The organism is Streptomyces eurythermus (assembly GCF_014649115.1).
Taxonomy (GTDB): Bacteria; Actinomycetota; Actinomycetes; order Streptomycetales; family Streptomycetaceae; genus Streptomyces; species Streptomyces eurythermus.
Map to the genome: position 1 here is coordinate 94,702 of NZ_BMSK01000025.1, position 15,145 is coordinate 109,846.

Consider the following 15,145-nt stretch of genomic DNA (forward strand, 5'->3'; position numbering starts at 1 on the left):
CTCTCAGCGTCCCGGTTGTGGCCTGACCGTGCCCACCCGGCGGCGCGCGGGACGGCCGTTCGCAGGAGACCGGTCCGGCGGGCCACCGGCAGGTTTTTTCTGCCTCTGTTGTGCCTGGGACCGACGCCCGCGGGGTGTTTGGCTATTCCCAGAGAGCGAGAACCCGCAGGTCAGTGCCGGTACACAAGCCTGTCCTCGGGTAATGCCGCCCGGACGGGCGGCAGAACGGTACCGCCGGCTTCGGTCCTGCCTTCCGCAGAGGCACTCCCCCTTCGCCGCCGCCTCGCCCTCAGTCCTTGAGACCCATCCCTGAGTGGAGGCCAGCTTGAGCGTGGTGCTGACGACCGACTCCGTGCCGGATCAGGAGAAGGTGACGTACTGGAACGAGGTGTTGAGCAGAACGCTGGTCCCGATGACGGTGTCCCCTCGGGGCACCGGCCCGTTCGACGGCAGGATCGCCACCCACCGCATCGGGTATCTCCAGGTCTCGACCGTGGAGGCCGACGCGAAACGCGTCAGCCGTACACCGGCGCTCATCACCCCGTCCTGTGAGGCGCTGGTGGCGGTGGGAGTGCAGATATCAGGCACGGCCACCTTCGCGCAGGGCGGCCGGACGACGGAGGTGAGTGAAGGGGACCTGGTGGTGTACGAGACGGGACGGCCGTACTCCTTCGACTACCCGCGGCGGTTCACCACGCACGTCTTCCAGCTGCCCCGGCGCACCTTGTCCGTGCCCGACGGCGACATCCGCCGGATCGCGGGCAACGCCATCCACACCGGCGGCGGCGTCGGAGCGATGCTCTTCCTCTTCCTGTCCTCGCTGACCTCCATGGCCGGTGGCCACCCCCCGGTCATCGCACGCAGACTGGCCGATGTCTTCGTCGATCTGCTCAGCACCCTGATCACCGAACGGGCACACCCGTACGGCACGGAACCGGACACCGTTTCCGGCACCCTCCTGGTGCGCATCCGCGAGCACATCGACCGCAACCTGGGGGACCCGGACCTGTCGCCGGAGAGCATCGCCCAGGCACACGGCATGTCGGTGCGCTACCTCCACCGGCTGTTCGAAGGCGAGGAGACCACCGTCTGCCGACTCATCCAGCGACGGCGCCTGGAGGAATGCAGCCGGGAACTGGCCCGCCGCGGCAGGGCGACCCCCAGTGTGTCGGCGGTCGCCCACCGGTGGGGCTTCAGCAGTCCCGCCCACTTCAGCCGGGTCTTCCGCGCCGCTTACGGCGTCCCCCCTCGCGAGTGGCGCGCGCTGCACACCGCCCCGGACCGGCTCCTCGCGGCTCCCGCCGGCCTGTCGACGACGCCATCGGCCCCGATGCCCGGCGGTCCGCGGCACCTCAGGTCCTCGCGGCTGGAGAGCAGGTGAGCGACCTTCCTCCCCCGTCACGTCCCCGCACCGTGCTGGACCGGCCCACCCGGGAGTTCGTGAACCAGGGCCCCGCCTCCCCGGCGTCGTACCGGCTCGAGCCGCGCTCCGGGCAGGCGGATCCCGTCCTCGACGAGGACGCCACGTCCACGGAGTGGTTCCTGCTGCCCGGCGGGCCCACCGGTCACGTACGGGTGGAGGTGGTCAGGCCCGCCGGCGGCAGGGTCGGGGCGATGCCCGTCGTCCTGTTCCTGCACGGCCTGGGCTGCGTCCTCGGGGACACCGGCACCCGTACCTCGCCCCGGACCCATGTCGGGCGCCTGGTGCGCGCGTTCGCGCTCGGTACGGACGCGGCCGTCGTCCTCGTCGACTACGCGCCCGCTCCCGAGGCCGCGTATCCGGTCGCCGTCGAGCAGTGCTACGCCGTCGCGAGATGGCTCGGCGAACGGGGCGGGGACATCGGACTGGACGGAAGCCGGATAGCCGCCGTCGGTGATTCGGCCGGCGGCAACCTGGTGGCGGCGCTGACCCTGCTCGCGAAGGAACGGGGTGGGATACGGCTGGTGCAGCAAGTGCTGCTGTGCCCCGTCACCGACGCCGATTTCGGCACATCCTCCTACCGGGAGTTCGCCGAGGGGTACTTCGTCGGCCGCGACACGATGCGGCGGTTCTGGGACCGGTACGTACCCGACGTCCAGCAGCGCGGTCTGGCCACCGTATCGCCTTTGCGGGCGACGCTGGAGCAGCTCGCGGGACTCCCGCCGGCCCTGGTGGTGACCAGTGAGGCCGACGTCGTCCGTGACGAGGGAGAGGCGTACTCGGCCAGGCTCCGCGCGGCGGGTGTGGAGGTGGTTTCGATGCGGTACCACGGCACGATCCACGGCTTCATGGTCCTCGACCGGCTCCGTGACACGGAATCCGCCCGCGCCGCGCTCGTCCACACGCTCGACGTCGTCCACGTGGCCCTGCACACCCGCCGCGACCGGGCACCGGTCCCACCGCTGCGGCAGGCCTCCGATCGGTGACGCCCGGTCACCGATCGGAGGCCGGTGCGGCTTACTTCCGCAGGAAGGCCAGGAGGGCCTCGTTGACCTCTTCCGCGTGGGTCCACAGCAGTCCGTGCGGGGCGCCCTCGATCTCGACGTAGTCGGCGGAGGGCAGCGCCTTGTGGAAGGGGCGGGCGGTGCCCTCGGCGGGCAGGATGCGGTCGGCCGTGCCGTGCAGGATGAGCGCCGGCACGTCGATGGCGGGGATGTCGGCGCGGAAGTCGGTGTACCAGGTCGACGGCGCGGCGGAGGCGGCGAAGGAGCCGCCGCCGGCGGCGACGTTCCAGCTGTTGCGGACGGCCTCCTCGCTGATCCGGGTGCCGAGGTTCTCGTCGAGGTTGTAGAAGTCCTGGTAGAAGGCGGTGTAGTAGGCGTAGCGGTCGGCCTTCACCGCGGCGACGACTCCGTCGAAGAACTCCTTCGGGGCGACGCCGTCGGGGTTGTCGTCGGTCTTGAGCAGGCAGGGCTCCAGCGAGGCCAGGAAGGCGACCTTGGCGACGCGGGCGGAGCCGTACGTGGACACGTAGCGGGCGACCTCCCCGGTGCCCATGGAGAAGCCGACGAGGACGGCGTCGTTCAGGTCGAGGGTCTCCAGCACGGTGTGCAGGTCGGCCGCGAAGGTGTCGTAGTCGTAGCCGGTCGTCGGCTGCGAAGACTGCCCGAAACCGCGGCGGTCGTAGGTGATCACCCGGTAGCCGGCTTCCAGGAGGGCGGCGCTCTGCCGTTCCCAGGAGTGCCCGTCGAGCGGGAAGCCGTGGATGAGGACGACCGGCTGCCCGGTGCCGTGGTCCTCGTAGTAGAGGTCGACGGTGGTGGAGTTCTCCTGGCCCACGGTGATGAACGGCATGCGCTGGTACCTCGTTTCCGAATGTCTTTCAGGGAACTCCGTGACGCTATGCCGGACACGGCACCCCGGTTTGCCGCGCAGCGCACCGCTTGTTGACCACGGGCGCAACGGCGGCCGGCACCATGCCGTCGGAGCGCCGGGTGAGGGCGGTCAGTAGCCGGGTCTCGGGGACGGGCGGCGCCACGGCTGGGCGATCGGAGGCGTGACAGTCCGCCACCACGGCTCGCCGGGCAGCTTCCCCGCGGCCTCGAACGGCTCGCCCGGGCGGGGGAATGCCACCGCCTGGCCGGCCTCCTCGGCCTCGTACTTCGTCCACTCCCCCGGCTCCGCCCAGGCATGCGGGGCCAGGTTGAAGGTCGCCCAGTGGATGGGCAGCAGCACGCCGTGCGGCGTCCCGCCCTGGAGGTCGAGGTGGGCGCGCAGGCCCTCCTGCGGCGTCATGTGAATGTCGGTCCAGAACTCGCTGTAGGCACCGATCTGGATCATCGTGGCGTCGAACGGGCCGTGCGCGGCGCCGATCTCCCGGAAGCCGTCGAAGTAGCCGGTGTCACCACTGTGGTAGATCCGGTGCTCCTCGCCGGCGACGACCCAGGACGCCCAGAGGGTGTGCTGGGTGTTGCGCAGGCCCCGGCCGCAGAAGTGGCGGGCCGGGGTGGCGGTGAGGGTGAGTCCGCCGATCCGGGTGGACTCGTGCCAGTCCAGTTCGCGCAGCCGGTCCGGGGCGACGCCCCAGCGCTCCAGGTGGGCGCCGACGCCGAGCGGCACGGCGAACAGGGTGTCGGTGCCGGCCAGCGCCTTGACGGTGGGCAGGTCCAGGTGGTCGTAGTGATCGTGCGAGATGACGACGACGTCGACCGGGCCGAGCGCGGCCAGGGGCAGCGGGGCCGGATGCAGCCGCTTGGGGCCGGCGAAGGGGAACGGGGAGCAGCGCTCGCCCCAGACGGGGTCGAACAGCACGCGGTGGCCGTCGATCTCGGCGAGCACGCTGGAGTGGCCCATCCAGGTCAGCCGCAGTCCGGTGGCGGGCGGCTCGGCCAGGTCGGCGTAGGTGGTGGGGTGCACCGGGAGGGTGCCGTGGGGCGAGCGCAGCGGCCGGGTGTCCTTGTCCAGGAACACCTTGGCGAGGTCCAGTGCCGAGGCGCTGGGCCGGGTGCGGGCTGGGCCGCCGGGGTTCTGGAAGACACCGTCCTTGAAGTGCGGCGAGCGGCGGATGCGCGCCAGGCGGGCGCCGCCCGGTTCCGCTCCGAACGCGGCGGGCCGCAGGGCACGCGGCCCGGAGCCCGGAGAACGCAAACCGGTCACGGTACCTCCCGGTGGAATGGGGTGAGGCCCTCCATTATGGTCGGCACCTCCGACAGCCCGGGCAGGGCGGGGTCCCTCTCTCGCAGAGGGCCCGTCGGCGACGGTCGCAGCGGCTGCCGCGAACGGCGCTTGTCACGGCGGACGTTGCTGGGGCGGCAAGAGACGCGGGCCGCGTCCTGGGCCGCCCGTACGGGCAGTCCAGGACGCGGTCGGCGGCGTCAGGCCACGGACGCGATGCGCATCTTGATGTCGTCCGGCGAGAGCGTGCCCTTGGCGGTCACATGGTCGCCGGAGGACTCGCCGCGCAGCCGGCGTCCGATCCAGGGCACGAGGAACTCGCGCGCCCAGTGGACGTCGTCGCGGCGGACCTCCAGGGTGCCCCGGGGCGGCAGCGGCGGCCACGGCTGCTCGGGGTCGGCCGGTACGTCGAGGCCGAGGACCTGTCCGGCCCGCAGCGCCACGCGCGTGTGTCCCTCGGGCGACAGGTGCAGACGGTCGCTGTCCCAGGCCCGGCGGTCCTGTACCGACTTCAGGGACCACAGGTCGAGCACGGGGCAGCCGTAGCGGTCGGCGATGGCACGGACGTGCCCGTTGTACGTGGCGATCTTGCCGCGCAGGTGCTTGAGCACGGGCACGCCACGGGTGTCGAAGCCGGTCGTCACCATCACCGTGCCGGCGACCGCGGTCAGCCGGGCCACGGCCCGTTCGAAGCGCTCGGCCACCTCGTCGGGGTCGGTGCCCGGACGGATGATGTCGTTGCCCCCGGCGCAGAAGGAGACCAGGTCGGGTGCCAGCTCGACGGCCTGCGGGAGCTGGTCGGCCACGATCTGGTCGAGCAGCTTCCCGCGCACGGCGAGGTTGGTGTACTGGAAGTCGCCCTCGGGACGCCGGTCGGCGAGCAGCACCGCGAACCGGTCGGCCCAGCCGACGAACGCCCCGTCGGGCCCGGGGTCGCCGACGCCCTCGGTGAAGCTGTCCCCCACCGCCACGTACGACCCGATCACTGATCTGCTGTCACTCTTCGAATCGTCTGCCACGTCGGACCATGATTCACCTTCGGATGTGACCTACGCGACCGTAGGCAGGGGTTGACTAACGGTGAGATGAGCCACTCTTAAAGACTTTGCAATACAGGAATAAAGGAGGCTTGAACCGATGGCTTCGGTTTTCTCCGGGTGCTTCATACGCGGCGCAACCGGAGGACCGTCGCGTCCAAGTCGCCCTTGAGCCCGGTGCGCAGCCCGTGGTGCAGCAGGACCGCCCCCCGGTGCACTTTGCCCGTTTCGCGGCATTCGTACGATGCCGTCGGGTCGAGTTCGCGCAGCCGTACCGCCGGCACCGGCTCGCCGTAGTGCTGCGCCTGGAGCCAGGCGAGGACGACGGTCTCCGCGCCCCGGAGGTACTGGACGGCGCTCAGGCCGCCCGTCGGGGGCCGCAGCCGGTACAGCTCGCCGTGCTGCACGAGCGGCCGGATCTCCTTGTAGAGTTCCACCCACCGCCGGGCCTCGGCCCGTTCCTCCGGGCTCCACCGGGTGAGGTCGCCGCCGACCCCGAGCACGCCCGCCATGGCGCTGACGAACCGGAAGCGCAGCGAGCTGGCCCGCCCGTTGAGCTGGGTGTTGGGGCTGTCGGTGACCCAGGCCGCCATCACGCGCGCGGGATGGAGCTGGGTGAAGCCGTGCTGGATGGCGAGCCGGTCCAGCGGGTCGGTGTTGTCGGAGGTCCACACCTGGTCGGTGCGGCCGAGCACCCCGAGGTCGATCCGGCCGCCGCCGCCCGAGCAGGACTCGAAGGCGACCCGCGGGTGGGCGGCCCGCAGCCGGTCCAGCAGGGCGTACAGGGCGCGCACATGGTCCACCCACAGGCGCTGCGGGTAGGGCTCCCCAGGCCAGCCGGCGTCGGTGAAGCAGCGGTTGAAGTCCCACTTCACGTAGTCGATCGGGGCGCTGGAGAGCAGGGTGTCCAATTGCTCCCGGAGGTACTCCTGGACATCCTCGCGGGCGAGGTTGAGGACGAGCTGGTTGCGCAGTTCCGTGCGCGTGCGGCCGGGGTGGTGCTGCACCCAGTCGGGGTGGGCGCGGTACAGCTCGCTGTCCGGGTTGACCATCTCGGGTTCGACCCAGATCCCGAACCGCATGCCGAGCGCGTGCACGTGGTCGGCGAGGGGCTTCAGGCCGCGCGGGAAGCGGTCCGGGCTGGGCGTCCAGTCGCCGAGGCCGGCGCGGTCGCTGGTGCGGGCGCCGAACCAGCCGTCGTCCACGACGAACAGCTCGACGCCGATCTCGGCGGCCCGGCGGGCGAGGGCGGCCTGCTGCTCCTCGGAGATGTCGAAGTACGTCGCCTCCCAGGAGTTGAACAGCACGGGCCGGTCCCGTTCGGCGTCCGGGATGACGTGGGCACGCTGGTAGGCGTGCCAGGCGCGGCTCGCGCCCCCGAAGCCGCCGTCGCTCCACAGGCCCGCGAAGACCGGGGTGGTGTACGACTCCCCGGGCGCCAGGAGCAGCAGGCCCGAGTCGTCGTGTCCGGCGCCGCCGGTGATCTGCACGCGCGCGTCCGGGAGTTGGGCGACCGTGATGCGCCAGGAGCCGGACCAGCCGAGCGCGCAGCCGTAGACCTCGCCGCGCTCCTCGGTGGCGTCGGTGTCGAGGGCGACCCAGGGCAGGTGCTGGTGTCCGGTGTGGCCGCGGCGGCTGCCGATGACCTTCTCGCCGTAGGTGAGGGGGGCGGTGGTCAGCCGGGACTCGGCGGCCCACCGGCCGTGCAGCTGGGACAGCCGCCAGCCCTCGCGGTCGGGCAGCGTCCAGGTGGCCGCGTCGGCGCGCAGCAGTTCCACGGGCTCGGGACCGCCGTTGGCGACGGTCGCCCAGCGCTCGACCACGTCGCCGCGCATCCGGTAGTGCAGCGTGACGCCCAGGCCGTCGTCGTCGAACCGCAGTCGCAGGGTGCCGTCCGCCACGTCGTACGCCACGAAGCGCCACTCGGTGCCGCGCCGCAGGCCGGTGCGCACGGACAGGGCGGGGCGGACGAAGCGGGGGCCGCCCTCGACGGGGTACTCCTCGCGGCCGTCGAGCGGGGACTCGAAGGGCCAGGGGCCGGGCAGCGGGCGCTTCGCCAGTTCCTCGGCGTCGGCGAGCGCGATCGGCGGCCCCCAGTGCAGGTGGAGCAGTTCGTCCGCGTCGGTGAGATGCAGGGCGTAGCCGCTGCCGGGGCCCGACAGCAGCCACGTACGACCGTTTTCGGCGATGTCCACCATCGAGACCTCACAGGGGTCAACAGTTCCGCGCAGGTCTCAACATCATCGAGGGCTTCGGGGCTGCCTGACAATGCCTGTGGATAACTCATTGCCCGAGGAAATCGATGCCGTATGGTCGGTCTCAGTGCCCGCCGGCGAGCCGCGACGGCGGGGAACGACCGGGAGGAGCCCCCGTGACGCAGCAGGTCCCGTCGACCGAGCCGGAGCTGGCAGGAGTGCGCAATTTCCGTGACGTGGGCGGGCTGCCGACCGTGGACGGGCGGCGCGTGCGCCACGGAGTGCTGTTCCGCAGCGGGCACCTCGCGCACGCGACCGAGGAGGACGCGGCCTTCCTCGCCTCCCTGGGGCTGCACACGGTCTTCGACTTCCGCAACGCGGCCGACCAGAAGCTGGAGGGCCCCGATGTCGAGCTGCCCGGCGTGCGCAATGTGAACCTGCCGCTGAGCGACCCGGCGGACGGCGCCGAGTTCTGGAAGATGGTCCGCGACGGCGACCTCGACCAGCTGCGCGCGATCCTCTCCGACGGCAAGGGGGCGGCCCGGATGATCGCTTCCTACCGGTCGATGGTCAAGCACCGCACCGCCGAGCACTCCCGGGTGCTGCACGCCCTCGCCGACGACAGCGTCCCCGCGCTGATGCACTGCGCGGCCGGAAAGGACCGCGCGGGCGTGTCCGTCGCCGTCACGCTGCTCGCGCTGGGCGTGGAGCGCGAGGCGATCGTGGCCGACTATCTGGAGTCCGGCGCCAAGCACCGCCGCTACAAGGTCCGGCGCAGCGGCAGCGCGGAGACGGCGTACACGCCGGAGGTGATGGAGCTGCTGGACCCGCTCTTCGACGCTCGCGCGGAGTATCTCCAGGCCGCGTTCGCGAGCATCGAGGACACCTGGGGCGACGTCGACACCTATCTGACCCAGGGCCTGAAGTTCGCTCCCGAGGCGCGTGAGCGGCTGCGCGAACGCCTGCTGGACTGAGGCGGGCGGGGCGGTCAGCCCTTGCCGCCCACCGCGAACAGCAGGTAGAGGAAGGCGGCCAGGACGTGCCCGAGGGCGATGTAGATGATCAGCCGGATCCACAGGGAACGGGGGAACTTCGTCTCGAAGTTGCTCATGGCAGCTCTCCGGTCGGCGAGCCCAGGCACAGCGAGGCCGTGGGGCTCTGCAGCAGGGTGTGGACGAACAGCAGCTCCACGCCGTCGTGGTCGTCGGCGGCGAGGCGGTGCGGGGTGAGCGAGTCGAAGTGCGCGCTGTCGCCGGGGCCGAGCAGATGCGCGGTGTCCCCGAGCCGCAGCCGCAGCCGTCCCTGAAGGACGTAGAGCCACTCCTCGCCGGGGTGGACGCGCACGATGTCGCCCTGGGAGCCGTAGGGCACCCGCACTCGCAGGGCCTGCATGCCACGGCCGGGCGCCCCGGCCTGGACGTACGTCCAGCCGCCCGCCCGGGTCGGTTCCATGTCGGCGGCGCGCACGATGGCGTCCCGGTCGGCGACCGTCTCGCCGAGCAGTTCGGAGACGGTCGTACCGTAGATACGGGCGAGCGCGAGGAGCATCGGCAGCGACGGCTGCCGGTGTCCGGTCTCCAGGCGGGAGAGGTGGGCCGGGGAGAGGCCGGCGGAGCGGGCCGCGGCCTCCAGGGTGAGGCCGGCGCGCCGGCGCAGGGCGCGCAGCTGGGGTGCGACGGCGGGCAGGCCGCCGTCCGCAGCCGCCGACGGTGCGGCGTCCGAGGCGTTCATGCCTCTATTGAGCCCCACCGTTGCCCGTGGGGCAATTTTCTTGCCTCTGAGGCAAGAGGAGGGCGCCTCGGCGTTCACCGCCGTAGGCGCCCCGCCTTCCGGACGGCCGTCAGCGGTTGGCCACGGCCTGCTTGATCAGGGTCTTGCCGAAGTCCCACATCAGGCCGCCGCCGCTGTGCGCGTCGTCCATCACCGCGGTGAAGGCGTCCACGAACCGGTCCACGTCGGCCTCGTCGATGACCAGCGGCGGAATGAGCTTGATCACCTCCAGGTGATCGCCGGAGACCTGGGTGAGGATCCGGTGCTTCTGCAGCAGCGGTACGACGACCATCTGGGCGAACAGGCCCTTGCGGGCCGCTTGGAGCATGGTCCAGCGACCGCGCAGCTTCAGCGAGGACGGCTTGCCGAACTCGATGCCGATCATCAGGCCCCGGCCGCGTACGTCGGCGAGCAGCTCGTACTTGTCGATCAGCGCGGTCAGCCGGGACTTCAGCAGCTCGCCCGTGCGGCGCACGCCGGCGACGATCTGCTCGTTCTCCATGACCGACAGCACGGCGAGGCCGCACGCCATGGCCTGGGCGTTGGAGCCGAAGCTCGCCGAGTGCACCAGGACCCGGTCCATGGACGAGTAGACCTTCTTGAAGATCCACTCCTTGCCGAGGGTGGCGCCCACCGGCACATAGCCGCCGGACAGGGCCTTGGCCACGCACACCAGGTCGGGTTCGACGCCGTCCTCGTGCTGGTAGGCGTAGAAGTCACCGGTGCGGCCGAGGCCGGTCTGCACCTCGTCGGCGATGAGCAGCGCCTTGTGCTTGTGCAGCAGCTCCTGCGCGGCCCGCAGATAGCCGGGGGGTGCCTCGTGGACGCCCTTGCCCTGGATCGGCTCCACGATCAGCGCGGCGACGTCCCCCTTCCTCAACTCCCGGGCGAGGGCCTCCAGATCGCCGAGGGGGACGGCGGTGTCGGGCAGCAGCGGGGCGAACCCGTCGCGGAAGCCGTCCTCGCCGTTGACCGACAGCGAGCCCGTGGTCAGGCCGTGGAAGGCGTGGTCGCAGTACAGCACGCGGGGCTTGCCGGTGGCGTACCGGGCGAACTTCAGGGCGGTCTCGACCGCCTCGGTGCCGCTGTTGCCGAAGAACACCCGGTCCAGGTGCGGGCTGTGGGCGAGGAGCCGTTCGGCGAGCAGGCCGGGCAGCGGCTGGCAGTCGAAGCGGGTGAGGTCGGCGAGGTCGAGGTCCAGGACGTCGTGCAGCGCCTTGCGGACGACCGGGTGGTGGCGGCCCAGGCCCATCACACCGAACCCGGCGAGCATGTCCAGGTAGTCGTTGCCGTCCGCGTCGAAGAAGTGCGCTCCCTCGGCACGCTCGTAGACCTTGTCGAAGCCGATGGTGTGCAGCATCCGCGGCAGCTGCGGGTTGAGATGCCTCGCGTGCAGCTCGTAGCGTTCGGCTCCGCGCTCGGCGAGCAGGGCGCCGAGGTCGAACTCGGTGGTCATTCACTCTCCTTGACTGTGCCGTCGACGTCCTTGACGGCCAGACTCGCGCTGATCCGCCCGGCGATCTCGACGGGGGTGAGGCCTATGTCGGCCAGCACCTCGCTGCGCTTGGCGTGCGCGAGGAACTGCTCGGGGATGCCGAACCGCCGTACCGGCACGTCCACGTCGGCGTCGCCGAGGGCCAGCGCGACGGCCGAACCGACGCCGGCGGAGCGGCTGTTGTCCTCCACCACGGCCACCAGCCGGTGTCCGGCGGCGAGCCGGGGCAGGGCGGGGTCGACGGGTTTGACCCAGCGCGGGTCGACCACCGTGCAGCCGATGCCGCGGGCCTCGAGCAGTTCGGCGGTCTGCAGGCACACCGTGGCCATCACGCCGACGGCCACCAGCAGCACCTCGGGGTCTTCGGCCCGGTGCAGGACGTCCATGCCGCCGACCCGGTCGACGGCGGGGACGCGCGGGCCGGCGGTCTCCTTGGGGAAGCGGACCAGCGTGGGCGCGTCGTCCACGGCGACCGCCTCGCGCAGCTGGGCGCGCAGCTGGTCGGCGTCGCGCGGCGCGGCGATCCTGAGGCCGGGGACGACCTGGAGGATGGACATGTCCCACATGCCGTTGTGGGAGGCCCCGTCGGTGCCGGTGACGCCGGCCCGGTCCAGCACGAAGGTGACCCCGCAGCGGTGCAGGGCGACGTCCATCAGCAGCTGGTCGAAGGCCCGGTTGAGGAAGGTGGCGTAGACGGCGACGACCGGGTGCAGTCCGCCGGTGGCGAGCCCGGCCGCGGAGACCGCCGCGTGCTGCTCGGCGATGCCGACGTCCCAGACGCGGTCGGGGAAGCGTTCGGCGAACTCGGCGAGGCCGACCGGGTGCAGCATGGCCGCCGTGACCGCCACGACGTCCTCGCGCTCCTCCCCGATCCGGACGATCTCCTCGCCGAACACCGAGGTCCACGAGGGCCCCTTGGACGGGGCGAGGGGCTCGCAGGTGAGCGGGTCCATCACACCGACGGAGTGGAAGTGGTCCTCCTCGTGCGCGAGGGCGGGTTCGTAGCCGCGGCCCTTCTCGGTGAGGCAGTGGACCAGGACGGGGCCGTGGAAGCGTTTGGCGCGGCGCAGCGCCGACTCGACGGCCTTGATGTCGTGGCCGTCGATCGGGCCGAGGTACTTCAGGCCCAGGTCCTCGAACATGCCCTGCGGGGCGAAGGCGTCCTTGAAGCCCTTCTTCGCGCCGTGCAGGGACTCGTAGAGCGTGTTACCGACGACCGGGGTGCGCTGGAGCACCTCCTTGCCCCAGGCGAGGACCTTCTCGTAGCCGTCGGTGGTGCGCAGCGTGGCCAGGTGGTTGGCCAGGCCGCCGATGGTGGGGGCGTAGGAGCGTTCGTTGTCGTTGACGACGATGATCAGCGGCCGGTCCCGGGCGGCGGCGATGTTGTTCAGCGCCTCCCAGGCCATGCCGCCGGTCAGCGCGCCGTCGCCGATGACGGCGACCACATGGCCCTTCTCCCCTTGGACCTGGTTGGCCTTGGCGAGGCCGTCGGCCCAGCCGAGCGCCGTGGACGCGTGGCTGTTCTCGATGACGTCGTGCTCGGACTCCTCGCGCGAGGGGTAGCCGGACAGTCCGCCCTTGCCGCGCAGCTTCGAGAAGTCCTGACGGCCGGTCAGCAGTTTGTGGACGTAACTCTGGTGGCCGGTGTCCCACAGGATGCGGTCGACCGGTGACTCGAAGACCCGGTGGAGCGCGATGGTGAGTTCCACCACGCCCAGGTTGGGCCCGAGGTGACCGCCGGTTCTCGAAACCGCGTGCACCAGGAACTCACGTATTTCTCCGGACAGTTCCCCGAGTTCCGCCTCGGACAGCGCCTTGACGTCGCGTGGTCCCCGGATGCTCTCCAGAATGGTCACTCTCGGGCCCCCTCTCGTTGCGTGCCTTGCCTCAACTCACCTGGTCCGACGGGCTCTTGCTCTCGGCGAGCTTCATGGCCTCCTCGATCAGGGTCTCCACGATCCTCGACTCGGGGACGGTCTTGACGACCTCGCCCTTGACGAAGATCTGCCCCTTGCCGTTGCCGGAGGCCACCCCGAGGTCGGCCTCGCGGGCCTCGCCCGGACCGTTGACCACACACCCCATCACCGCGACCCGCAGCGGCACCTCCATGCCGTCCAGGCCGGCCGTCACCTCCTCGGCGAGCTTGTAGACGTCCACCTGGGCCCGGCCGCAGGACGGGCAGGAGACGATCTCCAGTCGGCGCTGCCTCAGTCCCAGGGACTCCAGGATCTGGATGCCGACCTTGACCTCCTCCACCGGCGGCGCGCTCAGCGACACGCGGATGGTGTCGCCGATGCCCCGCGACAGCAGCGCGCCGAAGGCGACCGCCGACTTGATCGTGCCCTGGAAGGCGGGGCCGGCCTCGGTCACGCCGAGGTGCAGCGGGTAGTCGCACTGCTCGGCGAGCTGGCGGTAGGCCTCGATCATGACGACCGGGTCGTTGTGCTTGACGGAGATCTTGATGTCCCGGAAGCCGTGCTCCTCGAAGAGGGACGCCTCCCACAACGCCGACTCCACCAGTGCCTCGGGCGTCGCCTTGCCGTACTTCTGGAGCAGACGGCGGTCCAGGGAACCGGCGTTGACGCCGATCCGGATCGGGGTGCCGTGGTCCTTGGCGGCCTTGGCGATCTCCTCGACCTTGTCGTCGAACTGCTTGATGTTGCCCGGGTTGACGCGGACCGCGGCGCAGCCGGCCTCGATGGCCGCGAACACGTACTTCGGCTGGAAGTGGATGTCCGCGATCACCGGGATCTGCGACTTCCTCGCGATGGTCGCCAGGGCGTCCGCGTCGTCCTGCGTAGGGCAGGCGACGCGGACGATCTGGCAGCCGGACGCGGTGAGTTCGGCGATCTGCTGGAGGGTGGCGCCGATGTCGGACGTACGGGTCGTCGTCATCGACTGCACCGACACCGGGGCCCCGCCCCCGACCGGTACCGGCCCGACCTGGATCTGCCGCGACTGCCGCCGCGGCGCGACCGGACGGGCCGGTACCTCGGGGACGCCCAGGGGGACGGCGGTCACCGCCGTCACTCCCGGTTCCCGGCGACCGTCTCGCGCATGGCCCGCAGGGACTCCTTCAGGGAACCCATGGTGGCGAGGACGGCGGTCGGCTCGTAGCCGCAGTGCGCCATGCAGTTGTCGCAGCGCGGGTCCTTGCCGCGGCCGTACTTGTCCCAGTCGGTCTTCTCCACCAGTTCGCGGTACGTGGGCACGTACCCGTCGCTCATCAGGTAGCAGGGCCGCTGCCAGCCGAAGAGCGAGTAGTTCGGGATCGCCCACGCGGTGCACGGGAAGTCGACCTTGCCCTCCAGGAAGTCCAGGAAGAGCGGGGAGTGGTTGAGCCGCCACTTGCGCCGGTTGCCGCCCGCGAAGGCCTTCCTGAACAGCTCCCGGGTCTGCTCCACGCCGAGGAAGTGGTCCTGGTCCGGGGCCTTCTCGTAGGCGTAGGCGGGCGAGATCATCATCTCGTCGACCTTGAGGTCGTCGTTGAGGAAGTTGAGCACCTCGATGATGGTCTGCGGGGTGTCGGTGTTGAAGAAGGTCGAGTTGGTGGTCACCCGGAAGCCGCGCCGCTTGGCCTCCTTGATGGCGGCCACGGCCTCGTCGAACACGCCCTCCTTCGCGACGGATTCGTCGTGCCGCTCACGCAGCCCGTCGATGTGCACCGCGAACGCGAAGTAGGGCGAGGGGGTGAACTTGTCCATCTTCTTGCGCAGCAGCATCGCGTTGGTGCACAGGAAGACGTACTTCCTCTTGGCCACCAACTGCCGCACGATCTCGTCGATCTGAGGGTGCATCAGCGGCTCGCCGCCGGCGATGGAGACCATCGGCGCACCGGACTCCAGCACGGCGCCCACGGCCTGGGCGACCGGCATGCGCTGCTTGAGCACACCGGCGGGGTGCTGGATCTTGCCGCAGCCCTCACACTTCAGATTGCAGGCGAAGAGCGGTTCCAGCTCGACAATGAGCGGGAACTTGTCCCGCCTGCGGAGCTTCTGTTCAGCCAGGTATGTAGCGACCTTGATGGACTGGCGCAGCGGCATGGCCATCTGGC

The 15,145-nt window shown here is 70.9% G+C and carries 13 protein-coding genes; 3 read left to right on the top strand and 10 right to left on the bottom strand.

Going from position 1 to position 15,145, the window contains the following annotated elements; all coding sequences use genetic code 11:
* Window positions 1-325 precede the first annotated feature (325 nt).
* Entirely contained in the window at window positions 326-1,381 is a 1,056-nt protein-coding gene (locus tag IE251_RS35175) for an AraC-like ligand-binding domain-containing protein (protein ID WP_189756998.1), read from the top strand.
* On the top strand, window positions 1,378-2,406 hold the full coding sequence (locus IE251_RS35180) for an alpha/beta hydrolase (protein WP_200692102.1): 1,029 nt from the start codon (window positions 1,378-1,380) through the stop codon (window positions 2,404-2,406). The genes IE251_RS35175 and IE251_RS35180 overlap by 4 nt, the downstream gene beginning before the upstream one ends.
* Window positions 2,407-2,437: 31 nt before the next feature.
* On the opposite strand, the gene IE251_RS35185 is transcribed toward IE251_RS35180, so the two are convergent.
* The 4 genes from IE251_RS35185 to IE251_RS35200 all read right to left on the bottom strand — a co-directional run bounded on the left by IE251_RS35185 (window position 2,438) and on the right by IE251_RS35200 (window position 7,829).
* Entirely contained in the window at window positions 2,438-3,274 is an 837-nt protein-coding gene (locus tag IE251_RS35185) for an alpha/beta fold hydrolase (RefSeq protein WP_189756999.1), read from the bottom strand.
* A gap of 150 nt (window positions 3,275-3,424) precedes the next feature.
* Complete coding sequence (locus IE251_RS35190) at window positions 3,425-4,576, bottom strand: MBL fold metallo-hydrolase (protein WP_189757000.1); 1,152 nt, start codon at window positions 4,574-4,576, stop codon at window positions 3,425-3,427.
* 218 nt (window positions 4,577-4,794) lie between these two features.
* Window positions 4,795-5,580 (bottom strand): SGNH/GDSL hydrolase family protein, encoded by a 786-nt coding sequence (locus IE251_RS35195; RefSeq protein WP_189757025.1) that lies wholly within the window; start codon window positions 5,578-5,580, stop codon window positions 4,795-4,797.
* A 176-nt stretch (window positions 5,581-5,756) separates the two neighbouring features.
* Window positions 5,757-7,829, bottom strand: coding sequence for an alpha-galactosidase (locus IE251_RS35200; RefSeq protein WP_189757001.1), 2,073 nt, complete (start codon window positions 7,827-7,829; stop codon window positions 5,757-5,759).
* 173 nt (window positions 7,830-8,002) lie between these two features.
* Here IE251_RS35200 and IE251_RS35205 point away from each other — a divergent pair, with 173 nt between their 5' ends.
* Window positions 8,003-8,800 carry a tyrosine-protein phosphatase gene (locus tag IE251_RS35205; protein ID WP_189757002.1) on the top strand — a complete coding sequence of 266 codons (798 nt, stop codon included), beginning with the start codon at window positions 8,003-8,005 and terminating at the stop codon, window positions 8,798-8,800.
* Window positions 8,801-8,814: 14 nt separating this feature from the next.
* Here IE251_RS35205 and IE251_RS35210 read toward each other — a convergent pair whose 3' ends face one another.
* The 6 genes from IE251_RS35210 to hpnH form a co-directional block, all read right to left on the bottom strand.
* Window positions 8,815-8,937 carry a DUF6126 family protein gene (locus tag IE251_RS35210; protein ID WP_037703104.1) on the bottom strand — a complete coding sequence of 41 codons (123 nt, stop codon included), beginning with the start codon at window positions 8,935-8,937 and terminating at the stop codon, window positions 8,815-8,817.
* The gene (locus IE251_RS35215; RefSeq protein ID WP_189757003.1) at window positions 8,934-9,557 is read right to left on the bottom strand and encodes a helix-turn-helix domain-containing protein; all 624 of its coding nucleotides are present in this window, start codon (window positions 9,555-9,557) and stop codon (window positions 8,934-8,936) included. Before IE251_RS35215 ends, IE251_RS35210 begins: the two co-directional genes overlap by 4 nt.
* Window positions 9,558-9,666: 109 nt before the next feature.
* Window positions 9,667-11,052, bottom strand: a complete 1,386-nt coding sequence (locus tag IE251_RS35220) for an aspartate aminotransferase family protein (protein ID WP_189757004.1) — start codon at window positions 11,050-11,052, stop codon at window positions 9,667-9,669.
* Window positions 11,049-12,947: a 1-deoxy-D-xylulose-5-phosphate synthase gene (dxs, locus tag IE251_RS35225; protein WP_189757005.1), complete on the bottom strand. Its 1,899-nt coding sequence runs from the start codon at window positions 12,945-12,947 to the stop codon at window positions 11,049-11,051. Before dxs ends, IE251_RS35220 begins: the two co-directional genes overlap by 4 nt.
* Window positions 12,948-12,978: 31 nt before the next feature.
* Window positions 12,979-14,112: a flavodoxin-dependent (E)-4-hydroxy-3-methylbut-2-enyl-diphosphate synthase gene (ispG, locus tag IE251_RS35230; protein ID WP_189757006.1), complete on the bottom strand. Its 1,134-nt coding sequence runs from the start codon at window positions 14,110-14,112 to the stop codon at window positions 12,979-12,981.
* A 5-nt stretch (window positions 14,113-14,117) separates the two neighbouring features.
* Window positions 14,118-15,140 (bottom strand): adenosyl-hopene transferase HpnH, encoded by a 1,023-nt coding sequence (gene hpnH, locus IE251_RS35235; protein ID WP_030792682.1) that lies wholly within the window; start codon window positions 15,138-15,140, stop codon window positions 14,118-14,120.
* Window positions 15,141-15,145 lie beyond the last annotated feature (5 nt).

What these genes read in the sequence shown, in the direction of transcription:
- IE251_RS35185 (WP_189756999.1), bottom strand. Translation starts at nt 3,274, where the DNA reads ATGCCGTTCATCACCGTGGGCCAGGAGAACTCCACCACCGTCGACCTC.
- IE251_RS35200 (WP_189757001.1), bottom strand. Translation starts at nt 7,829, where the DNA reads ATGGTGGACATCGCCGAAAACGGTCGTACGTGGCTGCTGTCGGGCCCC.
- IE251_RS35210 (WP_037703104.1), bottom strand. Translation starts at nt 8,937, where the DNA reads ATGAGCAACTTCGAGACGAAGTTCCCCCGTTCCCTGTGGATCCGGCTG.
- IE251_RS35215 (WP_189757003.1), bottom strand. Translation starts at nt 9,557, where the DNA reads ATGAACGCCTCGGACGCCGCACCGTCGGCGGCTGCGGACGGCGGCCTG.
- IE251_RS35220 (WP_189757004.1), bottom strand. Translation starts at nt 11,052, where the DNA reads ATGACCACCGAGTTCGACCTCGGCGCCCTGCTCGCCGAGCGCGGAGCC.
- hpnH (WP_030792682.1), bottom strand. Translation starts at nt 15,140, where the DNA reads ATGGCCATGCCGCTGCGCCAGTCCATCAAGGTCGCTACATACCTGGCT.